Origin of the sequence: Chitinophaga sp. (assembly GCF_039596155.1) — a bacterium.
Classification (GTDB): Bacteria; Bacteroidota; Bacteroidia; order Chitinophagales; family Chitinophagaceae; genus Chitinophaga.
Genome location: NZ_JBCNKF010000015.1, coordinates 36,763 through 60,022, shown reverse-complemented (window position 1 = coordinate 60,022; position 23,260 = coordinate 36,763). Strand labels below are relative to the sequence as shown.

Here is a 23,260-nt window from a genome sequence, read left to right as displayed (position 1 = left end):
TATGCACCTGATCCCAACAATCCCCGGTGGGTGGAACCCCAACGGGGATGGGGTCTTCCACATACAGCAATCTACAGGAGACGTCGTATTCCTCTCTGCTGCCGATACGGAGATCCATTCACTGAACAATGCTTACCGGGAATTACACCAAACATACCCTCAGCTCCCGTCCCTGCGAATAGCTAATCTGGTATACCTGAAGCAGGAACTGACCATCGATAAATATGTGGAAGAAGTGATCTGCCATGCAAAACTGGTAGTTTGCCGCCTGTTAGGTGGCCGCAATTACTATCCCTATTTATTCGAAGCGGTCAGCATTGCGTGTGAAGAGAACAGGATTCCCGTACTCTTCCTGCCGGGTTATGATGCCCCTGATGTAGAACTGCTGGATAGCTCCACGGTTGATGTGACCATCGCTGATACCCTCTGGAAATATTGTTGTGCAGGCGGTAAGCATAATCTGAAAAATGGATTGGCTTACTTATTTCACCATTTGTTTGGTATAAACATACCATACGCGGCTCCTCATAAAATTGCAGACCTCTTTCTATTTCATCCGGAAAAGGGTATGATCCCCCCGGATGACTATACCGCAGATGTAGCTATACTCGTATACCAGACACACTACCTGGCCGATAACCTGGCGCCGGTATATTATCTTGTCAATACACTACAAAAGCTGCATTTACGCCCCGTTATTGCTTTCGTGAGTAATCTTCGTGATCAGCACAGCCTGCATGAACTGGAGGCGTTGCTAAAAGGAAAAGTAAAGGTGCTGATTAATACCACCAGCTTTTCAATCAAGTCGATGGACAAGGACGAAAGTTTCCTTTTTGATAATCTCGATATACCTGTTATTCAGGGAATCTTTGCTGCCTGTACAAAAGAAGTATGGGAGCAGAACCTCTTTGGCCTTACCCCGGTAGATGTGGCCATGAACATCGCTTTACCCGAGATTGATGGCCGGATCATTACAACGGCGATTTCTTTCAAGTCTGCCGTAGGTAAGGATGCACTAACGGATTCGGATATCCTGCAATACAGCACTCATGAAGAAGGATGTGATTTTGTAGCAGACTTTGCCAATAGCTGGATCAGACTTTCTCAAAAGCGACAGGCTGATAAACGTATTGCCCTTATTATGCCTAATTATCCCAACAAGGATAGCCGGTTGGCAAACGGAGTAGGGCTCGATACGCCGGCCAGCATCGTACAGATCCTGCAGGCATTACGATCAGCCGGTTATTATACAGGGAATTACATCCCGGCTAACAGCGAAGAGCTCATCACGCTTATTACACATTACGTGACGAATGATACGGATACTACTTTTTACCGTCCTTATCAGATCAGTATAGAAAAGGATCAATTCGAACAATATTTCGAAGCCCTCGCGCCAGCCTTGAAAGATAAGGTCCGTGAGCAATGGGGCCCGGTACGGGAAGAGGATTTGATTATCCCAGGGTGCCTGCTGGGCAATATTTTCGTCAGTATACAGCCTGCCCGTGGATACAATCAGGATGAAAAGGCCATTTATCACTCACCCGATCTGCCACCCACCTACCGTTACCTGGCCTATTACTGCTGGGTAAATGAAGTGTTCATGGCAGATGCTCTCATTCATTGCGGTAAACATGGCAATCTGGAATGGTTACCTGGTAAGAGCGTTGCGCTGGGTAAAGAAAGTTGTTTCCCCGCTGTCATTTTAAAGCCTATCCCGCATTTTTATCCGTTCATTGTAAACGATCCGGGCGAAGGTACACAGGCCAAGCGTCGTACACACGCTATCATCATCGATCACCTGATTCCTCCTATGACCAGGGCGGAAAATTATGGTACGCTCACCAGGCTGGAGCATCTGATCGATGAATATTATGAGGCTTATAGTATCGACCCGAAGCGTACTGCGGTTATCCGCGCTCAGATTACCCAACTCGTAAAAGAGGCGAACCTGGAAACTGACCTGCAGACGAATGTCTCCGACATCGACACCTTACTTCTCAAGCTGGATGGTTATCTCTGTGAACTCAAAGAAGCGCAGATCCGCGATGGCCTGCACATTCTGGGTAAAGCGCCGGAACAGGAACAGCTCACGGACCTGCTCATTGCTTTACACCGCGTACCTGTTGCCGGACAGAAAGGGATCACGCAGGTGCCTGCTGAAGAGCTGAACCTGCCGTTCGATCCGTTAGCCTGTGATTACGAAACACCTTTTAGCAGCGAACTTCCCCTGTTCAGTCAATGTCGTAATAACGGGGATGCAGTAGCCGTACTGGAGGATCTTGTCAAAGACATCCTGAATGGAGCGGAAATGGACCTGCCGGTCACATATGCCTATTGTCAGGATATTCTCAAACATACATTACCAAAGATCCAACGTACAACCGCGGAAATTTCGAACCTTCTCCATGGTTTAGATGCAGGTTATGTTCCAAGCGGTAGTTCTGGTGCCCCTACCCGGGGTAGAATGGATGTGCTGCCTACAGGGAGGAATTTTTATTCAGTGGATGTACGTGCCATACCAACACAGGCAGCTTACAGTCTTGGTGTAAAAAGTGCTAACCTGATCATCAATCGTTACCTGCAGGAGCAGGGAGACTATCCTGAATCAATTGGTTTATCGGTATGGGGAACCAGTACAATGCGTACCGGGGGAGATGACATTGCGCAGGCATTGGCATTAATGGGTGTACAACCTTTGTGGCAGGCTGCCAATAGGAGAGTGGCTGATTTCGAGATCATTCCCCTGATTCAGTTACGACGCCCCCGGGTCGACGTAATGCTCCGGATCTCCGGGTTCTTCCGCGATGCCTTCCCCGATGTGATCTCTTTGCTGAATGCAGTTGTAGAAAAGGTCGCATCACTGGATGAACCTCCGGCGCAGAATCCTATCCGGAAGCGATATCTGGCAGAAAAGGCAGAATGGATCAGCAAAGGATTGGATGAGGCGAAAGCACATAGAAGATCTCTCTTCAGGGTGTTCGGCTCAAAGCCCGGTGCTTATGGTGCCGGCTTACAGGCCGTGATAGATGAGAAGAACTGGCAGACCCGCGAAGATCTTGCTAAAATATATATCAACTGGAGCGGATATGCATATGGTGCAGACCGTACGGGTGAATCAGCACATGAAGTATTTGAACGGCGTTTATCCGATTTGCAGATTGTCATGCATAACCAGGATAACAGGGAACATGATATCCTGGACTCGGATGACTATTACCAGTTCCAGGGTGGACTAGCAAACGCTGTGAGAACTGTCAGAGGCGAACAGCCGTCTATATATTTCGGGGACCATGCGCGCCCTGAGACGCCGCGTATCAAGACCTTAAAAGAGGAATTGTTAAAGGTATACCGGTCAAGAGTAGTGAATCCGAAATGGATAGCGGGCGTGAAGCGGCATGGTTATAAAGGAGCGTTTGAAATGGCGGCTACAATGGACTACCTCTTTGCATACGATGCAACGACCAATATGGTGGATGACTTCATGTACGAAGGGATTACCCAGGAGTACCTGTTCAACGAAGAGAATCGTCAGTTCATTGAACAGGCAAATCCCTGGGCATTAAAAGATATGACGGAGCGCATGCTGGAAGCTATTCAGCGCGGTATGTGGCAGTCGCCAAAGCCCGCAACGCTGGAGAAACTGCAAAGCATGTTCGTAGATATGGAGTAACTCATTCAGGCTGTTTCTTTCTTTTGTAAAGGAACAGCTGCCATTTTTCTTCTGCCACCCCGGCTTTGTCCATTTCTGCTCTGGCAAGAATAAAGAACAGATCGGAGAGGCGGTTGATATAAGCTGGAATATAATCTTCGATCATATCTACCTTCATAAGGGATACGAGTCTTCTTTCTCCTCTTCTCAACTGAGTTCTGACTACATGACACAAGGCGGAGATTTCATTTCCACCTGGTAATAAGAAGTAATCTGACTTTGATGTCATGGCTGCTTCCAGTTCATCGATCCATTCCTCACAAAATGACGCGCCATCTGTTGGTTTCGGATTCGGGTTTTCCTTTTTACAATCAGAAGGACGGGCCAGGTGAGACATCATATCCATCATGTCTTTCTGGATTTTGTGCAGGCGGGGTTGCCATGGGTGTTCTGGCCCCAGTTTTGCTCTGAGCAGACCAATGGTAGAATTTACTTCGTCCAGTGTACCATAGCTTTCGACTCTTACATCGTCCTTATCGACACGACTTCCGCCGAACAAAGCAGTTGTTCCCCGATCTCCTTTTTTTGTGTAGATTTTCATAATAAGTTGAATGTATAAATTCCTCCGTAGGTAATTTTCTCTGACATGATTTCATGCAGGAGTTTATTTTCCAGCAGATGTCTTGCTGCACGAATGATCCCTGCGTGTGTGATGATAGCTATTTTATTATATGATGGCAGTTCCGATAAAAATGCCCGTAATCTATTTACTAAATCCAGCAAAGACTCGCCTCCTGGTGGACCTGACAGCATGTAATGCTCTCCCCAATGATCCATCAATGTCCTGTCAATCTCATCCCATTTCATTCCTTCCCATTCGCCGAAGTTTAATTCTTTTAACCGGGCATCTACGATATAGTTCTCAGAAAGCCGTGCTGCCAACAACTGGCATCTTTGCAATGGGCTGGTATATATTATGTCAGTTCGAGGTAAACCCGCAACGATCTGATCGTGTACAGCCTCGTATCCTTCCATCAAAGGCACGTCCAGTTGCCCATAACAAGTACCTGCCGCTACCGCTGTCTGCACATGTCTTATAAAGTATAATTCCATATTGCCAGTAAACACAGGTAAAAGATCAGTTCATTCACTTGTTGTGCAGCACCTAAGCAATCTCCCGTATATCCATCTATCCATTTCTGAAAATACCAACCTAAATACAGCGTCACACTTGCACAGGGTATCGCGCTGATCCATGCTGCTTCTACTCCTAGTATGGCCAGCGGTACAAAGCCAATGATCATAGCAAACACCAACGCTCCAGTACTCACCGGGCTATTCACTGTACCGATCTTACTGGTACCATCCAGTCTTGCATACGCAAGGAAGCGCATCAGAAACAGGGGAGTTACCCGGCTAATCGTATGTCCACATACGTAGATCAGGAAGAACTGGTCAGGCAGTAACATGCCCAGCTTTACGAGTACAAAGATCTTCAATCCTATGCTACACACCAGCGCCATCACCCCATAGGCCCCTGTGCGGGGATCCTTCATGATCTCCATTATCTTTTCTTTGGTCCATCCACCTCCGAATCCATCAGCTACATCTGCCAGGCCATCTTCATGAAAGCCACCTGTCATCAGCAAGGTGGCGACAATCGAGAGTACCACTGCCACATATGGATCTTTGAATAGCAAATGTCCAAGATAATACACCGCCGCCCCTGTCGCACCTACCAGTATCCCAATTAACGGAAGGTATCTGGCAGCATGATGTAAAGGTACTTGAATGTTATGCCCCGCCGGCAGACGGGTGAAAAACATCAATGCGGCCCTGAAGTACAGGATCTCTCTTTTGATCATGTTAGTCTTTATTTGAAACACCCGCTGACGCAAAGCTGGCCATTTCATTCAGGAAGGCTACCGCTGACTGTACCAAAGGGTATGCTACAGCTGCACCGGTACCTTCTCCTAAACGCATGCCCAGTTGCAATAACGGATCTGCTTTTAAGTATGCCAATAATTGCTGATGTCCCTGTTCGTTAGATTGATGAGCAAATACACAATAATCTACCACAGCAGGATGTAAAGCCGCTGCTACCAGCAGTGCCGATGTGGTGATGAATCCATCGACCAGTATTACCATTTTCAATTCAGCAGCTTTCATCATAGCGCCGCAGATCATGGCTACTTCAAAACCACCAAACGTCCTTAAGATCTCTAAAGGCGATTTGTCTGCCGGCGCTTGCGTACGCAGGGCTTCACTGAGAATCGTTTTCTTTCTCTCCAGTCCTTTATCATCCAGTCCGGTCCCTCTGCCTATGCATTGTTCCAACGGTAAATTACACAAAATGCTCATTAACAATGCTGCAGAAGAAGTATTGCCGATACCCATTTCTCCAAAACCGATCACATTACAGCCGTCTTTATGTAATTGTTCTACCAGCGTTGCTGCACGACTGATGGCAGTATTGCAATCTGCTGCACTCATGGCTGGTGCGTGCAGGTAACTCTGCGTACCTGGGGCGACCTTCAGATCAATGAGGTCAGGATGTGGGGCAAAGGTATAATTCACGCCGGCATCTACGACTCTGATTGCTATCTGGTGCTGACGGGCAAACACATTGATGCCCGCTCCGCCCTGCAGGAAGTTGTAAACCATCTGCCAGGTTACCTCCTGCGGATAAGGGCTTACACCTTCTTTTGCGATACCGTGGTCACCTGCAAAAACAACGATGGTAGGTTTTGTTAATACTGGCGAGAGCGTATTTTGAATTTTACCGATCTGTAAAGCTATTTTTTCCAGTTTACCGAGTGCTCCTAATGGTTTTGTTTTTAAGTTTATCTTTTCAGTCAATGCAGCCTCAAGGCTGTTATCCAGTGGTGTGATGTTAAAACCCGTCATGTCTTTTTAATTATAATGGGAAGGGCTGCTACCCTCCAGCCTGGCGGCTTTATTAGTAAATGGAGCTGGCGCTCCGGTTATTTTTATTTAATGGTAACTGGCAGTCCTGAAATCATCAGTGTTGCCTTATCCGCTTTTTGTGCGATATACTGATTCATCCATCCCTGCAGGTCTACAAACTTCCTACCCATCTCAGTATCCGCATGCACGCCCATTCCTATTTCATTCGAAATAATGATAAGGTTGAACTCCTGCGCCGCAAACAGGTCAAACTCAGCCTTCGCCTCTTTCAGCGCCATATCTATATTATAATGGGCATCCGTGAAGAAATTGGTCAACCACAACGTCACGCAATCAAATACCACTGTTCTGTTGGGTAATGACAACTTACTCACCTCTTTTTCTTCTTCAATATTTTCCCACTGATGATCCCGTTCTTGTTTATGCAGAGCAATCCTTGCCTGGTGTTCGGTATCCCAGATGCGGCTGGTAGCAAGGTAAACAGGGTTTGGTGACAGTTGCGAGGCTGTCTGCATGGCAAACTTTGTTTTGCCGGACCTTTGTCCGCCTGAAATGTAATGGATCATCTTTTATAAGTTTAAATAAGTAGCACCAATTATCTTTGCCAGTTCAGCTGCCCGGCCCAGTTTCACAAAACCGGTTTCAATATTCACCACCGTCGTCGTATGCAGGCTCCTGAGATGCTGCCTGAAATAACTGGCAGCTTCCTGCAAACTTCCGCCTGTATTGACCTTTCCATCCGTAAAGATGTAGAGTTGTGTCTTGTCAGATGGCTGCATTTGCTGTATTAGCTGTAACCCTGCCTTCAGATTTGTTTTGCCACCTGAAGATAACCGGCTGATGCTTTGAATAAATTTGCCCGTGTCCGTTGTATAATGCGAAACCAGTTGTGCATCACCCTGAGCAAGGGCTATAGCCCCGTAGCGAAGGCGCCGGTGCTGATGTTGTGTAATGGTTTCGGTTATGATGCCTTTTATATAAGCAATCTGCCGGTCTTTGATCATACTACCGCTGCTGTCAATTAAAAACAGCAATGACAGGCTCGCTTTTGATGCCTTTCGCTGGTATTTAATGTCAGTACTGCCTGTCATTAAGTGATTTGTCACAGTGCCGAGCAGATCACGTGTCTGGTAGTTATTGCCACTGACAGGTGTCGTTTTTACTGGTAACGGCAGGCCTTTTTTACGGTTATTGGCTCCGCCGGTCTTTAATTGCAACTTCTTCTCAGTCCCTGCGGTCTGTACCAGATAATTTTCTAAATGCGATTCACCTTTTTCGGCTCCCCCTCCTTATCACCTGCGCCGGAAGGCTTGCTCTCCCGGGAAGAAGGCTGTGAACCAGGTGTTTGCTTTGATCGGTGTGACAGTACAAATGCCTGTATAGCATCCACATCAGCCGTTGTCACCCTGGCTTGTCCGTGATATGCTGCATGTGCCCTGGCTGCTTTCATTAATAATATATCTGCACGCATGCCTTCCACCTGATGCTGTATGCACAATTCACTGACCACCTCATAAATATCGGGTAGGATCTTCACCGAAGCCAGCATTGTTCTTGCCGCAACAATCCTTGCCGACAGTAATGCTTCTTCATCCCTGAAGTGTTTCGCAAATGCCGCTGCATCCGTATCAAATGCCACTCTTCGCTGCACGATCTCCATACGCAATGCTTTATCTGTTGGTGTACTAATGTGCACACTCAATCCGAATCTATCCAACAGCTGCGGACGCAGATTGCCTTCTTCAGGGTTCATAGTTCCAACCAGGCAGAACCTGCTTTCCATCCATTGGGAAACGGTATCGCGTTCCAGGTAATATCCCCCTGTAGCAGCAGCATCCAGTAATACATCCATGAGGTAGTCGCTGAGCAGGTTCACTTCATCTATATAAAGTACACCATGATGGGCTGCGGCCAGCAAACCGGGTTGTATTTCCAGCCGCTTTTCATTCAGGAGTACGTCCAGTTTCACTGTGCCTAATACACGATCTTCAGTAGCGCCGATCGGTAGGTTTACAAAAGGAATGTCCTGCAGCAGATGACTCAGGCCTCTTACCGTCGTTGTTTTTCCCGTGCCCTTGTCGCCCAGTGCCAGTACTCCACCTAATCCCGGATCGATCATACACAGCGTCAGCGCCAGTTTAAAATCTTCCTGTCCGCAGATAGCGGTAAACGGATACGTGATCATACAAAACAATTATATATCCACACACAGCCTACTCCGATTGAAAATAGGCCAACAATAGCATTCATAGATTTAAATGCTACCTGATTTCTTTCTATAAAACGCGATACAGAAAATGCCAGCACACAACTATACGTGGTCATGGCAATGACAATCCCCAGACTCTGTAATACAATAATCCACATGGCTGTTCCTGCATCCTCTGCGGCCAGTATCAGGGCAATCGCACAGGCACCTCCTGTACCGGCTAATCCATGCAGCATCCCTACCCAAAAACTACGGCTCAGGGGATTCATGGCGATTTCCTGTCCCTGCTTTCCATGGATGTGCAAGGCATTCGTCAGATGTTCGTGTTCCGCAAATTCCTTGTGAGTTGCCATGAGCTTTTTCAACTGATGGTTTCTGCGGATTGCAGATATCCCCAGCCAGATCATGACAGGGCCGACCGCCATTTCTGCATAAGCAGAGATATTTACTGGTAAAGCTGATTTCAGTAATAAGGCAAAACAGCTGAACAGGATCAGGGAAACTGAATGTCCTAACGCCCACTGCGAAGAACGCCAGATGAGTCTGCGCAGGTTTAACCTGTTGTTTGCCTTTTCAGATGCCAGGACAGATACAGCCGCCATATGATCCGGTTCAAAAGAATGTTGCACACCTAATAAAACAGAATCCGTAAATAAAAATCCAATCATATTATATTATCATTCGCATCAATCAATAATATTTCCAAACTTACAGCCGGTATAATTGCTTTACATATAGCATAACACCGGTCCCTTAACTCGCTGTAAAATGGTTCCCCGGCATTAAAAGGAAACAACTCTGTCAGTCTCCTTGCCATGTTCAACGCCAGTATCGGTTGACACTGTTCTTCTGTATACCCACAACTCCTGGCCATTTCATAAATGAATTGCTTATCCCAGCTCGACTTACCGCTATGGGTATCCAACTCACCCTGTGCCAGTTTACATGCTTTCCCCAACATAATTCCCATCTTTACCTGCCGTAAGGGAGTCGTCTTAATTTTGTCCAGTGTTTCGCCAATCCAATTGCCATACTGTACAAAAGCAAACTCCGGCAGGTGGGCAAACCGTTTCCGCAATATCGTCTCAGATCGTCCGCCTGAATTGATCACCACCGTATCGCAACCATTGGCGATAGATACATCAATGCCCTGAGTAATACTGGCAATATAGGCAGCAGCACTGAATGGCTTTACTATTCCGGTTGTGCCTAAAATTGAAATACCTCCCAGAATCCCAATTCGTGCATTCAATGTCTTCTTCGCAATTTCTTCCCCGTTCACTACAAAGACCTTTACATCCACTCCCTGTGAAAGCTGATACTGGTGCCGGACAAAGTTTACTGCATCCTGCATCATCTTCCGTGGCACAGGGTTAATAGCGGGCTCACCGACGCCAATAGCCAGCCCTGGTAGTGTAACCACACCTACTCCTTCGCCTCTTAAGAAAACAACCTCGTTCCCCGTATTCAGCGAAACGGTGCTGCCGATAGTGGCTCCATGTGTAGCATCCGGATCATCACCGCCATCCTTAATGGTTGTACAGGTTGCATTTACCTGATTAAAAGAACAGGTGACCTTAAATAATACTTTTTGACCCAGCGGCAATGTGATCTCTATCTCTTCAACCGGCCGTTGCGTCAGCAGTGCCGTCAGTGCCGCCTTTGTGCAGGCTGTAGCACACGCTCCGGTGGTATATCCGGTTCTCAGTGACATACCACGTAGTCCTTTAAATGATTCAATAAATTATGCTCATTCACGGACACAAATTCAGCCGGCATGGCAGGTCTTGAAATAATGAAAATAGGAATACCTGCCAGCAGCGCTTCCCGGATCTTGACGGATAACAGACCGAATTCACCACTTTCTTTTGTCAGTATACCTGAAATGCCATGTGTGGCTATCAGGGCCGCTTCGTTGCCCGGCATCCCGCTGATCAGCTGTTCCGCAGGAAAGCCAGCTGCCAGTGCCTGTTCCATTGAACTCTCCCTGGGCAGGATCCTGAAAATGGTTTCGTGCTTTATCCAGTAGCTATTGAGTAAAGGGATGGTTTGTACACCGGTTAAGGCCAGTAACCTCTTTACCGGATGCTGGGATAAGTATGCTAATGCGGTATCATAATTATCAAAATAATGTACGAGCGGATGTGCTGTACGTACCGGGTATTCTCTTTCAAACCGCAATACAGGTAAGCCGGCATCTGCAATCGTCTGATGTAAAATGGTTGCAAACGGATGGCTGGCATGTACGATTACTTTGATTTGATGTGATGTACAGAACGCTTTCAATGCAGCCGCTGTCAATGCACCAGATCTATACGTACCATAAGTCTGCGATGGTATTTCAACTTCCGATTTAGTGGAATAACAATAGGGTAGGCCTGCCTCTTCCAGCAGTACCATTGCTTTTCTTCCCTCCGTTGTTCCTCCAAATAAGAGTATCATAATATATTAATTTATACCCTGATCGCTTTTCCGGTTCTAAACGTATGCTTCCATTCGGGACTGTATAAATGCGATCTGTTCTTCCTCGCTCCAATTGCATCCCCCACAATTACCAGCGTTGTCAGTGTCAGTTTATTATCCCGGATAATCTGCGCCAGGTCTTTCAGCTGACCGGTAAACACCGCCTCGTCTTTCCACGTGACCCTGTACAGTACAGCCACTGGTGTGTCTGGTGCGTAATGTTCCAGCAATTGTGCCTGCACTGACTTCGCGATGGTCGCGCTTAAAAAGATACACATGGTCGCCTTGTGTTTCGCCATTTCGTTCAGCTTCTCGTGCTCCGGCAATGGCGTCTTGCCAGCCCCACGTGTGAGAATAATACTCTGCACCACTTCCGGAATCGTAAACTCCGACTTCAGGTAGGCGGCCGCTGCCTGGAACGATGAGATGCCTGGCACAATAGAATAGTCCATTCCCTTCTCGTCAAAGATGGTCATCTGCTCCTGTATAGCTCCATATATAGATGGATCGCCGGATTGCAACCGCACAATGAGATGCCCCCTGGCATAATGTTCCTCCATCAGCAGAATCTGATCTTCCAGCGTCATACTCGCGGAGTTACGCACCACAGCACCTGCTTTCGCATAGTGTGTCAGCTCCTCCGGTACCAGGCTACCCGCATAGAGGATCAGGTCTGCTGCTTCCAGCAACTGCTTTCCTTTAATGCTGATTAACTCCGCGTCTCCCGGTCCTGCACCTACGATCACCACCTCTGCACTACGTACCGCCATCTTATCAATCGCAACCGCCAATGTATGTTTCTTACCAGAGCGAACTGTGATCTTTTGTTTCTCCAGCAATAAGCTGGTATTCCCGGCCAGCAGCATGGCAGATGCCTCAGATACACTATGTACACCTAATTTAGATCGCACAACTTCTGATCCGTTGGGCACCGTCTGCGTATTTAATTCTGCTGCTGTAAAGGTAACCAGCGGAACACGCAGCGCTGCCGCCAGATCGATAAATGCAGTTTCGTCTGCTTTAATATCAATAGACCCAATGGCTTTCAGCGCCGCTACTGCCAGGCCATGTGCCTGGAACTGCTCACGGAATGATTGTTCCAGCAGGTCACTTTCAATATCTCTTGAACATCCCATCCCGATATTCAATACCGGTGCATGATAATGTAATACCGGTATGGGGGCCTCATATATCTTATATGTCACTGCAATCAGTAGTGCATACTTTGAAAAGTCAATTTCCTCATAAGCGTAATAGATGTCAGCAAAGCCTGGCTTCGTTCTTTCCAGGTATTGCGTACCCTTATCCTTGAGATCTAATAAAATAGCTGTTGGCTGATTATTAACAAACAAAGAGATCAACGTATTATTAACGTCTGTCTTCCAGTTAAACCGGGTTGCCAGTGTATCTAATGCCCACAACTGTTGCAGATCGCTGCTGGTGGTAATGACAGCATGGCCTGCCGTAGCTCTCGCCAGTTTTGTAGCCAGTGCATTCGCACCACCTTCATGACCAGATAATACTGATTGTACAAATTGCCCGTGATCATCCAGATTAATCACTGCAGGGTCGCTATGCTTATCCTGTAAGTAAGGAGCAATACTCCTGACGCAAATTCCTAATGCACCTATAAATACGAAGGTGTCAAACTTTGTATAATTGTCCTGCAGGAAATGTGCAATACTTTGGATGTGCGTTGCCTGCTCATGTACGCGCGTACTTACCACTACAGCGTGAGGAAACTCCTGCCTGATGCGCAAGCCCAATTCCACGCCCCTGTCTGTACTGGCTATAATCGCTGTTTTATTCATGTTTATATTTTTTCTGCCGTCAGGACAGTTATTGGATTATGTTCATCTATTGTTATGTCTACAGGCGTATGCATACGATATCCCAATGCAGCTACGCCGTATTCAAATTGCTCCCTGCTTTCGGGTTTCACCGCATTCATGACGATACGTCCGCAATGTCTTAAGCAGGCATCTATTCGCAGGATCAATTCCTGTAGCCTGTTTCCGTGCCCACCAATAAAGACAGCATCGGGCAGGGGGTAAGCTGACAGCTCCTGCTCAAATATGTCGCCTATTACTTTAGTGATACCGGGTACCCCAAACCTGCAGGCATTTATATCCAGTATGGTATCGCACAGTGCTCTTTTCTCAAATGCGATTACCTGCAATGCCGGAAAGTTGTTCTTTGCTTCGATCGCAACAGATCCGGTGCAGAAACCAATATCCCAGAATACCTCCCGTTGGAACAGGTCTAATTGCGTCAGACTGAGTAACCGTACAGGCATCTTAGTGATCATATTAGGCCTGTTGGGCAAACCTTCAAAAAACATATCTGGTATACCCAAAAACTTTTGCCGTGGTATATTCTCAACCAGCAGTACGCAATTTAATGGATGAAATAACCCCTCCTTAGCGGCTGATAATGAGAGTTTTCTGATTTTCTCATCCACTCCCTCCAATGCCTCGCCTACGATCATTGTATAGTTGTCATACCCATATTTCAATAGCCTTTCTGCGATTGCAGCTGGTGTCTTTGTTCCATCCGTCAATACACCTATGAGCTTCTCTCTTTTGATCAGTGCTGTATCTAACTCATTCCATCCTCGTCCATGCACAGAGGTATTGTATAATCCTGCATATGCAATATTGCTCCGATGGCATAGCAACTGCAAACTATTAAAATAGGGGAATACCTGCATTCCAGCCTCCGGATCATACTTGCGGATACTATTTGCAAACCCATAAAATAACGGATCGCCCGAAGCAAAAATCACTATGCTATTATCCAGTTGCTGATATTGCCGTATCAATGCTGGAATGTCTCCCGTAATATCAATCCATTTATATCCTGCAGGTAGATGGTGTCGGACCCTTTGGTGATGTCGCTTACCTCCTGAAAAATATTGATGTTGTGTTAATAAGGATTTCGCTTCATCTGGTAAGATGAAATGTTCATGATCTGATATCCCTATAACTACATATTTACTCATAAGTAAATGCTGCGTTTACAATACTCGCCGCCACATTACTGCCGCCCTTACGCCCTTTGATGATCACGTAGGGAATCTGCTTCATTGCCTGTAATTTCAATTTAGACTCTACTACGTTTACAAAGCCTACCGGTGCGCCAATGATCCCTGCGGGTTTAAAATCCACATTATCCAGTTGATCACACAATTCAAATAATGCGGTCGGCGCATTTCCCACTACAAATAACGCCCCCGGATGCTTCTCTATCGCCAGTCTCATTCCTGCCTGGCTCCTCGTTAATCCCTCCCTGGCCGCAAGTTCCGATACTCCTTCTGCATTCAGGTAGCAATGCACCTGTGACTGGTATTTCTCTAAGAAAGATTTGCTAATCCCCGACTGTACCATCGTCACATCTGTTACGATCGTACCTCCCTGGTGCAGGTAGGCCTGCCAGCGACTGATCGCGTTCTCATTAGAATGATACAGCTCTTCATATTCAAAATCAGCTGTCGTATGTATACATCTCATTACCGCCCACCTGTCAGCAGGGGACAGGTCGGTACGCTGCATCTGTGCTGATATTTGTCTGAAACTTTCATCCTGGATCTCCTGTCCGCTTTGCGGCTTTCTGTCCAGGTACCCGCGCGGAGTCACGAGGAAGTTTTTAAACTGGTAAGTTTGAGAATTCCCTATCATGACCAATGAAAACATATCTACTGCTTCTACCGGAAGTTCTTTTAGTGTCGTTATCAGGATCTGCTCTTCCGGACGGGTTACCTGTCTGATAACTGCCACCGGTGTATCAGGAGAGCGATGTTCAAGGAAGATCTCCCTGAAGCGTTCCAGTTGCCAGAAACGTTTCTTACTTCTTGGATTATATAACGATGTTACGAAGTCCCCAAATGCAGCCGCTTTAATACGCTGCTCGATTGTAGTCCAGGGGGTCATCAGATCGGAAAGTGAAATACAACAGAAGTCATGGCCCAGTGGTGCACCTAATTTTCCCGCCGCAGCAATAAATGCGCTGATCCCCGGAACGGCCTGCAGTTCAATTTCCTTTTCAGGATGCCTGCTGGCGTATTGGTACACGAGTGATGCCATCGCGTAGATACCGGCATCACCAGAGCTAATTACGACTACATGTTTACCGGGAGCGCAGCTGTTAACTGCCAGTACAGCACGGGCTTCTTCTTCTGTCAGGTCTTTGCCGATGCATTCGCAGGCAGGTTTCAGCAAATGACTGATAAACTGGAAATAGTAGCTATATCCAATTACAATATCTGCATCCGCCAATACCTGTTGCGCGATGGGTAATATATAATCAGCACCGCCGGGACCTATGCCCACTACACTTAATCTCATAGTAATTTTTTAGGTGAAACCACAGTTACAATCTCTTCAATATAATCAGCGAAAAATAAGGTAACTCCCTGTTCCTGATGGCTTCTATATCCGTTGTAATAAACTGATCCGGTGTTCCCAACCGCTCACAATACATCATCCGCAACGCTTTATTATGCAGGACCGGCAGTAGTGTTTTGATGACACTTCTCACTTTAATCAATACCACGGTATCAAATGAATCCAGCAAATGCTCCAGCTGTCGCGCATTCTCCATTCTTGGCAAGATCGCAATTCTCTCGTTCAATACCCCCAGTGGAAAATGATGTGCAGCTGCCCCGTTCAGGAATGAAGGCACTCCGGCAATCACCTCTACATCCAGTTTATATTGCTGAATATGTTCCATCAGGTAGGCAAACGTGCTATAAAATGAAATATCTCCCTCACTCACAAACGCCACCTGCAATCCCATTTGATAATCTTCCCACATTTGCAAAAACGTGTTCGCATACGTAGCCGCCACCTCACGTCTATCATCACTCATCTTCAGGAACATTCCCCTAAGCTTATGCTCATCCAGCTGATGATACTGCAGGATACCCAGCGAATAACTGCTGGTGGTTCCATCCTCCAGCAAAGAGCCGGGATAATATATCCTGTCTGCTGCCTGCAATACCTGCAGCCCCTTTACGGTTATCAGTAAAGGATCGCCGGGCCCAAGTGATACGCCATATATTTTACCTTGCTTTGCCATAACTCAGCTTACCAGATCTTTTTAAAATTGGTAAATACAACTATCCATTCTTCACCTTCAGTTGACTTACACTGCTCAAATCCCCAGTATTTTTTTTACCTTCTTTATAACTTTACTGCCTCCCTCAATCTTTTCATCCTCCTCGAACAGGATACCTTTCACTGACAGGTGATGTCCGACCTGCTCTTTTCCAACTTCCTGCTCAAATCCTATAATCTGCGTTCTATATTTACACAACTGGCAATTCATCTCCGGTCTGCCGGTTTCCACCTCTTTAATCCGCTCATCAATCGTTTCCAGCAGCAACTCATCGCACTCAAATCCCGGCGTATACAATATTTCTTTATCTGTCTGTGCCCTATACTCATCCAGTTGCCCGTAAATCTTTTTCAGTAACACACCTGTAAACAGAAACACAGGTACTGCTATTACCCGTCTGAACGGTAGCAAATTCACCAACGGTAATGCCTCCTGCAGCAATGGCTTCGTGACGCCGATATATGCTGTCGTCGCAAATCCAAATCCCATTCCTTCCCACAACATCCGCGTCATCTTTGCCACATCTGCATTCGCATCCGGGTCAGAGGTACCTCTTCCTACTACCAGCAAACAGGTATCCGACAGATCTCCTGTTGCTCCTGCCTCTACAATCAGCTTCCGGGCCAGTTTCAATATCGAAGGCGTAATCCCGATATGTCTCCCCAGTCGAATGGTCAGTCCTTCATACTGACTTTGCAGCGTATTCATTTCATAAGGAATGTCATTCTTCGCATGTGCGCCGGCAAACAATATCGCAGGAATAGCAAGGATTTCCCGGACACCAGCCAGGTACATCCGCTCTACTGCCGCTGCATATACGGGATGGGAAAATTCCAGGAACCCGTAATCTACCATATAGTCCGGATACCGCTCTTTCAACAACGCCACCAGTTCCTTAAAACCACGTACCCCTTCCGGGTCCCTGCTGCCATGTCCGCATATTAATATTCCTTTCATAATAATGCCAGAGGATTTGGATATTTGAATGTATACTGCAAACGACGCTTGATCTTATCAGAATTGATGATCTTGAAGCATAATGGCTTGCCTTCCGCAAAGGTGGGTACTTCGAGTCCTGCTTTCTGTGCTGCCAGCGTATAGTAAACCTTGCGTGTAGGATGTTCGTCTGCTGCGGCATGGAAAATATCCTCCCAGACAGCTTGTTCTATCAGCGCACTAATCAGTCCTATACAATCATCCTGGTGAATGACATTGATAGGAGCATCTCCATTCTCGACATCCTTTTTACCTGCCAGGAAACGTGCCGGCATCCGGTCATAACCGATCAAACCGCCTAATCTGAGGATGGTAGTTGTAAATTTCGTTTGTGCCAGCAGTAGGTTCTCTGCCTGTATTAGCGCCTGCCCACTTCCTTTTGTAGGCGGCATGACGTCCTTCTCAGTTATCTCCCGGTTCAGGTCAGGATATACGGAAGTAGAGCTGATAAACAATACATGCTGCACTTTACTTGCTTCAATTGCCTTTATCAGCAATGCAATCTGGGCAGGGTGGTAGCTATTTATATCCGGCCTGCGGCTGGGAGGAAAGTTGATAATCAGGATATCACTATCCAGGAATCCCTGTATATCATCGCAGTCGATCGCCTGGTTCGTAATGGTCACCCGGTAGGGGAGTATCCCTCGTTCGAACAGGGCCGCCAGTTTCTCTTCACTGGTCACAGAACCCTTCACCCGGTACCCCTGTTGAACAAAAAGCCCGGCTAATGGTAAGCCGAGCCAGCCACAGCCTAATATGCTGATGGAGCGATCCTTTGTATACTCATTCTGTTCCATGGCTTGCTTTGCTATATTTGTGCCTCAAATATAAATCAGCATACAATGCAATGATGATACTTATGAAAATTATTCCCACAATATTGTTTTGTGTATCGCTCAGTTCCAGCGATGCATTCCATGTACTGAGGAGTTTGTAGATCGGAATGGCAAAACACATGATTGTGATCAGTACATTTAATTTGAACCGGTGACTCTGGATCTTTTGCTGATCAAATGTCCTGAGCAGCTTGCTCAGTAGCATGGAATCGCAGGTGCCCGTAAGGATCAGTCCCAGCGAGAACACCACGCCACCCAGGATAGCGTAGATCCATTGGTTCGATACAGCTACTGCATATCCAAAAGCCGCAATTTGCGAAGAAGTGTCGAAGATAAATCCGAAGATAATACCTGTAAGTACTACTGTAAAAGGATTCAGACTTTTTTCAAAGGATCTTGGAAGTAGTCTTTTCCGAATCCCTGTCATTTGTACCTGCCCTCTGCTCAAAAAGATCAGGTTTGATATACCCATAAAGAACAGCATCAGGGAAGCCGTCCACTCTACTACAATATCCAGCAATGGGGGAATATTAAAATTGTTCTTTAGTATACAAAGGAACAACGCGATGGCAGTCACCATGATGCCGTGACCAAATGTGAAAAGGGTTCCGACCCACCGGCTCCAGGTACTTTTGTTCATGTGAAGACGGTAGGTGTAACCATCAATCACCGTGATGTGATCCGGGTCCAGCCCATGGCGAAGACCGAGGACGGCCAATACGATAAATCCTGAAATATCGGTTCCCATAATTTGTTTGTTCTTCTGTATGAAAAAAGCCTTCCCGCTCCATATCATCCCCACAATGTCTCTCTCTTTGCAGGCGTCCTGCCTATCAAAAAAAGAGAGCATACCATTTGTCAAATGGTGTATACATGCTGCTGTAACGTAGCGTTAATCAGCTTTCGCTGCATTAAAAGTAACAGGTTGTAACTGCATGGCCTCTGCTTCGGGAAAGCAGAGCTGTGAGGGCAGTAATGTATTTTGTAAGAGATGTTGTGTTACAATATCGCGTGCCACCTCCGTGGTTACACCGCCATACCAGGCACCTTCCGGATGAATAAAAACAATTGGTCCATTCGTGCATTGGCCCATACATTTAGTACGTATAGTATGAATTTCATCATCCATACCATGTTGGGTGAGATGCGCCCTCAGCGCTAAGGTGTTTTCGTCAGCACCGCCTTTCGAACAGGTTCCGCCATTACAAATAAAAACCATCTTCTGAACTTTGGTCAGATCCTTAATAGCCATACGTTAAAACATTTAATACAGTTAATTACCCGTTAACGATTAAACAAGCAGACAGGTGAAAAAGCGGAAAGGACAAACACCACGCATGTTGTTTGCAATCCCTGTACTTTTTTCCCGAAAGCATTGGATAAGTAGTTATAGTTTTTGGCAGGTCTTCTGACTTGTTCCACTTTTAACGCCTTCCCGTTCCGGAATGAACAGTGGCTTTGCAGATGTTAAAAGCGATTGATGGAACTTACAGCAGCGGGAACTGTTCCGGATTTACACCGGATTCCCTTTTAATTTTAGCCACCAGGGAGGTGGATAAAAACCATAAACCGGGGTAAAAGTAGTAAATTAATTTAACATTGCTGTATCGGGGCTAATAATGTCACAGGCGGGTCCACACAATCAGTACAACTACAATGAACGTCACTGCGTGATTGATAAACATCACTTTCCGTAGTTCCCCGTGTTGAATTACCCGCTGCTGCCTGCCGATATAGGGTTTCTCCACCAGTACACCATGATACACATTGGGGCCGCCAAACCGGCAATTCAGGATACCTGCCAGCGCGGCTTCCGGATAGCCTGAATTTGGACTGGCATGCCGGTGCCCATATTTAAAGATATACTGCCATCCCCGCCGACTCCCGGCCACAATTACCATCAGGAATGCTGTAATACGAGCCGGTATAAAATTCGCCACATCATCCAGTCTCGCCGCAAACCGTCCATAATACAAATACCGCTCATTCTTGTAACCGATCATCGAATCCAGTGTATTGATCATCTTATACAACATCATCGCCGGCACACCCCCCACGGCATAAAAGCACAAAGGCGCTATTACCCCGTCACTCAGGTTCTCTGACAACGTCTCCAGCACCGCTACCCGGATCTGGTTTTCCTCCAGCTTCGAAGTATCCCTGCCAACGATCCAGGAGAGCCTCTTCCTGCCCGCTTCCAGGCCCTGTAGATATAATGTGTCATAAACGGCAGCACCTTCCTGTAATAGGCTCCTGTTAGCCAATCCGTAAAAGACAAAAACACTGTTGAATATATACCTGGCCCACATGGGTAATACTTCCTGCATGTAATAAAAGAATGCATACACACCCAGACATAACACCACGGTCATAATCGCTCCCTTCAATAAACGGTGACTTCCCTTATTCCACCTTTTTTCTCCCAGGGCGATCATATTTCCGAACAGCCGAACCGGATGGGGGAGCCATCTTGGATCGCCCAACAGCAAATCCAGCACATACCCAACCACCAGGGGAATCCAAATCATTTTGCCATCCATGCATTAATGCCTTTGATCAATAATGCGTTTTTATCCGGTGTCTGGGTCGCTACCCTGAAATGCTGTTCACCCAGGCTCTTAAAATTACTGGCATCTCTGATCAGTAAACCATGTTCTTCTATCAGGTATGCTTTTAATCCGGCAGCTGTACCTTTTGTCAGTTCGCACAGAAAGAAATTGGTTTTTGTCGGCATCACATTGACATGAATACTCAACGCGGCCATTAAAGCCGCTGTATCCTGTAATAACTCCCCGGGCTGGAATGTCAGTTGTTCCTTATGTGCAGTAATATACAAACCAGCTTCTATCGCCAGGGCATTGACTGACCATGGCATTTTGGAAGTAGTGATCTTCTCAATCGTTGCAGCATTACTCAATAAGTACCCCAGTCGTAAACCCGGTATTGCATAAGTCTTTGTGAGAGATTTTATAATAATTAAATTCGGAAGATCCTCCAGCGAAGCTACCAATGATGCTCTTTCCAGTGTAAAGTCTACATAAGCTTCATCAACCACAAACGTTACGTCGCCATTTTTCTGCAATAGTTGCCGCAGGAAATTTACTGTCAGTAAAGCTCCCGTTGGGTTATTAGGATTTCCTATGAACACCAGCTCCGTCCTGAAGGTGCTATCTTCTTTCAACTCGTTCCAGGGCAGGTAAGATATTGAAATGTCATTGATCCTGCAGGCATCCTCATACTCTGCAAATGCAGGAATCACAATCGTCGCCGTTTGTCGCCTCCACGCATGTGCTACCAGGTAAAATGCTTCCGTAGCGCCATTCGTCGCGAGTACACCCGCTGGTGTGATTCCGTGCCACTGCGCAAGGGCCTCCTGCAGACTCTTTGCGTTTGCTTCCGGATAGTTTTTTAATCTGAAAAGTTGCGTGCTCAGGTGTTGTACCAAACCAATGGAAAGTCCCTTGTAATAAACGTTCGAACTAAAGTCAGCAAGAATTTCCCGGGAATACAGATACCTGTCATCTCCATGACCTAATATCATTGTTCACTTTTTAATTGACTGTAAATGTAGGCAATATCAATATGTTCGCGCAAATGTGCTGCCAGTTTATTGTACTGCTCCTGTTTATATTTATTGTAATCGAAAGGCGCTGCCGCCGCCAGACTGAAGGGCGATAGCAGGTCGTCTATGACTACAGGGTTATCCAGAATTCCATGTATATAAGTGCCCCAGCAGCGATCGTTTAATAAATAACCGTCTACATGGCCGTGAGACATTGTATTGAGAGGCGTATTCACTATATGCAACGGGTCTTCCTGAACACTTGGCATTGTGATTCCCATATGAATCTCGTATCCCTCACAAACCGAAGCCATATTCTTATAGCGGAAACTGCATTGTTTTGTTGTTTTCTCTTCCGTCAGCACTGTCGTTACCGGTAGCAGGCCCAGCCCGGGCATAAAAGAAACAGTCCCTTCCACTCCCTTCGGATCTTCCACACGCTGTCCCATCATTTGATAGCCCCCGCAAATCCCAATCACAGTCTTCCCATTTTTAAACGCCTGCATGATGGCCGTTGCCACGCCATTGTTCTTAATATCTACAAGATCAGCAATTGTATTCTTACTGCCCGGTATGATCACAATATCTGCCTGCGCAATTTCAGCAGCATTATTACTGTAATATAAATGTACCCGTTCATCTTTTTCCAGCACTGTAAAATCTGTAAAATTAGACAACCGGTTCAGTAATACCACCACTATATTTACCTTTCCGCTGCCCGCCTGTTGTTGTTTACGTGCAAGCGCCACTGAGTCTTCTTCCTCTATATAGATATCTTTCCGGTAAGGAATGATACCCACGACAGGCACCCCGCAAAGTTCTTCCAGTAAAGTCTTCCCGCTTTCAAATAAGCGCGCATCCCCTCTGAATTTATTGACAATGATTCCTTTCAATAATGCTTTTTCTTCAGGAGGAAGAAGGGCAATTGTACCATACACACTCCCGAATATTCCGCCCTTGTCGATATCCGCAATCAGATACACATCAGCACCTGCATGCAGTGCCATCCTCATATTGGTAATGTCCCGGTGCTTCAGATTCAGCTCACTGATACTACCTGCACCTTCCATTACCACCGGGTTATACCGTGCCTGCAACCGGTCGAACGCTCCTTTGGCTGCATTGAACAACTCGAGCTTATTATTTCCCATGAAGTAGTCGTATGCTGACTGGCTCCCTACAGGCTTTCCCATCAGCACCACCTGGGAAGTTTTATCATTGGTAGGTTTCAGCAATACAGGATTCATATCTGCGCTGCAGGGCAACCCGCAGGCCTCCGCCTGCACTGCCTGCGCACGACCAATCTCCAGCCCGTCCGGTGTAACGAAGCTGTTGAGCGACATGTTCTGCGCTTTGAACGGCGCGGGTTGGTAACCATCCTCCCTGAAGATGCGGCAGAAACCGGTATTGATAAAACTTTTCCCTACGTCTGAAGCGGTGCCTACAAACATGATGGGTTTTAATTGCTGCATAGCGTTGGGCCTATAAGATAATTTTGC

22 protein-coding genes and 1 riboswitch are annotated in these 23,260 nt (G+C 46.5%); of the genes, 1 reads left to right on the top strand and 21 read right to left on the bottom strand.

What is annotated here, in order from left to right:
• The first annotated feature begins 1 nt into the window (after position 1).
• Complete coding sequence (cobN, locus tag ABDW33_RS15815) at positions 2–3,673, top strand: cobaltochelatase subunit CobN (RefSeq protein ID WP_343691047.1); 3,672 nt, start codon at positions 2–4, stop codon at positions 3,671–3,673.
• A 1-nt stretch (position 3,674) separates the two neighbouring features.
• Here the strand turns inward: cobN and ABDW33_RS15810 are convergent, their stop codons facing one another.
• The 21 genes from ABDW33_RS15810 to ABDW33_RS15710 form a co-directional block, all read right to left on the bottom strand.
• Positions 3,675–4,253, bottom strand: a complete 579-nt coding sequence (locus tag ABDW33_RS15810) for a cob(I)yrinic acid a,c-diamide adenosyltransferase (protein ID WP_343691046.1) — start codon at positions 4,251–4,253, stop codon at positions 3,675–3,677.
• Positions 4,250–4,765 carry a histidine phosphatase family protein gene (locus tag ABDW33_RS15805; protein WP_343691045.1) on the bottom strand — a complete coding sequence of 172 codons (516 nt, stop codon included), beginning with the start codon at positions 4,763–4,765 and terminating at the stop codon, positions 4,250–4,252. The genes ABDW33_RS15810 and ABDW33_RS15805 overlap by 4 nt, the downstream gene beginning before the upstream one ends.
• Complete coding sequence (gene cobS, locus ABDW33_RS15800) at positions 4,747–5,517, bottom strand: adenosylcobinamide-GDP ribazoletransferase (protein ID WP_343691044.1); 771 nt, start codon at positions 5,515–5,517, stop codon at positions 4,747–4,749. Before cobS ends, ABDW33_RS15805 begins: the two co-directional genes overlap by 19 nt.
• A gap of 1 nt (position 5,518) precedes the next feature.
• Complete coding sequence (cobT, locus tag ABDW33_RS15795; RefSeq protein WP_343691043.1) at positions 5,519–6,559, bottom strand: nicotinate-nucleotide--dimethylbenzimidazole phosphoribosyltransferase; 1,041 nt, start codon at positions 6,557–6,559, stop codon at positions 5,519–5,521.
• An 83-nt stretch (positions 6,560–6,642) separates the two neighbouring features.
• On the bottom strand, positions 6,643–7,146 hold the full coding sequence (locus tag ABDW33_RS15790; RefSeq protein WP_343691042.1) for a bifunctional adenosylcobinamide kinase/adenosylcobinamide-phosphate guanylyltransferase: 504 nt from the start codon (positions 7,144–7,146) through the stop codon (positions 6,643–6,645).
• A gap of 3 nt (positions 7,147–7,149) precedes the next feature.
• Positions 7,150–7,797 (bottom strand): VWA domain-containing protein, encoded by a 648-nt coding sequence (locus ABDW33_RS15785; RefSeq protein WP_343691041.1) that lies wholly within the window; start codon positions 7,795–7,797, stop codon positions 7,150–7,152.
• Positions 7,798–7,835: 38 nt separating this feature from the next.
• Entirely contained in the window at positions 7,836–8,765 is a 930-nt protein-coding gene (locus ABDW33_RS15780) for an AAA family ATPase (protein WP_343691040.1), read from the bottom strand.
• Positions 8,762–9,457 carry a hypothetical protein gene (locus ABDW33_RS15775; protein WP_343691039.1) on the bottom strand — a complete coding sequence of 232 codons (696 nt, stop codon included), beginning with the start codon at positions 9,455–9,457 and terminating at the stop codon, positions 8,762–8,764. Before ABDW33_RS15775 ends, ABDW33_RS15780 begins: the two co-directional genes overlap by 4 nt.
• Positions 9,454–10,503 (bottom strand): cobalt-precorrin-5B (C(1))-methyltransferase, encoded by a 1,050-nt coding sequence (locus tag ABDW33_RS15770; protein WP_343691038.1) that lies wholly within the window; start codon positions 10,501–10,503, stop codon positions 9,454–9,456. Before ABDW33_RS15770 ends, ABDW33_RS15775 begins: the two co-directional genes overlap by 4 nt.
• Positions 10,494–11,231, bottom strand: a complete 738-nt coding sequence (locus ABDW33_RS15765) for a precorrin-6A/cobalt-precorrin-6A reductase (protein ID WP_343691037.1) — start codon at positions 11,229–11,231, stop codon at positions 10,494–10,496. Before ABDW33_RS15765 ends, ABDW33_RS15770 begins: the two co-directional genes overlap by 10 nt.
• An 11-nt stretch (positions 11,232–11,242) precedes the next feature.
• The gene (cobM, locus tag ABDW33_RS15760; RefSeq protein ID WP_343691036.1) at positions 11,243–13,063 is read right to left on the bottom strand and encodes a precorrin-4 C(11)-methyltransferase; all 1,821 of its coding nucleotides are present in this window, start codon (positions 13,061–13,063) and stop codon (positions 11,243–11,245) included.
• A gap of 2 nt (positions 13,064–13,065) precedes the next feature.
• Entirely contained in the window at positions 13,066–14,253 is a 1,188-nt protein-coding gene (gene cbiE / locus ABDW33_RS15755; RefSeq protein ID WP_343691035.1) for a precorrin-6y C5,15-methyltransferase (decarboxylating) subunit CbiE, read from the bottom strand.
• Positions 14,246–15,595: a precorrin-3B C(17)-methyltransferase gene (gene cobJ, locus ABDW33_RS15750; RefSeq protein ID WP_343691034.1), complete on the bottom strand. Its 1,350-nt coding sequence runs from the start codon at positions 15,593–15,595 to the stop codon at positions 14,246–14,248. Before cobJ ends, cbiE begins: the two co-directional genes overlap by 8 nt.
• Before the next feature lie 25 nt (positions 15,596–15,620).
• Positions 15,621–16,328, bottom strand: a complete 708-nt coding sequence (cobI, locus tag ABDW33_RS15745) for a precorrin-2 C(20)-methyltransferase (protein WP_343691033.1) — start codon at positions 16,326–16,328, stop codon at positions 15,621–15,623.
• A gap of 75 nt (positions 16,329–16,403) precedes the next feature.
• Positions 16,404–17,324: a sirohydrochlorin chelatase gene (locus ABDW33_RS15740; RefSeq protein WP_343691032.1), complete on the bottom strand. Its 921-nt coding sequence runs from the start codon at positions 17,322–17,324 to the stop codon at positions 16,404–16,406.
• Positions 17,321–18,160: an SDR family oxidoreductase gene (locus ABDW33_RS15735; RefSeq protein WP_343691031.1), complete on the bottom strand. Its 840-nt coding sequence runs from the start codon at positions 18,158–18,160 to the stop codon at positions 17,321–17,323. Before ABDW33_RS15735 ends, ABDW33_RS15740 begins: the two co-directional genes overlap by 4 nt.
• Positions 18,147–18,947 carry an NAD+ synthetase gene (locus ABDW33_RS15730; protein ID WP_343691030.1) on the bottom strand — a complete coding sequence of 267 codons (801 nt, stop codon included), beginning with the start codon at positions 18,945–18,947 and terminating at the stop codon, positions 18,147–18,149. Before ABDW33_RS15730 ends, ABDW33_RS15735 begins: the two co-directional genes overlap by 14 nt.
• Before the next feature lie 144 nt (positions 18,948–19,091).
• A complete protein-coding gene (locus ABDW33_RS15725; RefSeq protein ID WP_343691029.1) occupies positions 19,092–19,451 on the bottom strand; it encodes a (2Fe-2S) ferredoxin domain-containing protein in 360 nt (119 codons plus the stop codon).
• Positions 19,452–19,579: 128 nt separating this feature from the next.
• Positions 19,580–19,781: riboswitch (cobalamin riboswitch) on the bottom strand.
• 40 nt (positions 19,782–19,821) lie between these two features.
• Positions 19,822–20,727, bottom strand: a complete 906-nt coding sequence (gene cbiB / locus ABDW33_RS15720; RefSeq protein ID WP_343691028.1) for an adenosylcobinamide-phosphate synthase CbiB — start codon at positions 20,725–20,727, stop codon at positions 19,822–19,824.
• On the bottom strand, positions 20,724–21,740 hold the full coding sequence (locus tag ABDW33_RS15715) for an aminotransferase class I/II-fold pyridoxal phosphate-dependent enzyme (RefSeq protein ID WP_343691027.1): 1,017 nt from the start codon (positions 21,738–21,740) through the stop codon (positions 20,724–20,726). Before ABDW33_RS15715 ends, cbiB begins: the two co-directional genes overlap by 4 nt.
• A complete protein-coding gene (locus ABDW33_RS15710) occupies positions 21,737–23,233 on the bottom strand; it encodes a cobyric acid synthase (protein WP_343691026.1) in 1,497 nt (498 codons plus the stop codon). Before ABDW33_RS15710 ends, ABDW33_RS15715 begins: the two co-directional genes overlap by 4 nt.
• Positions 23,234–23,260: the final 27 nt, after the last annotated feature.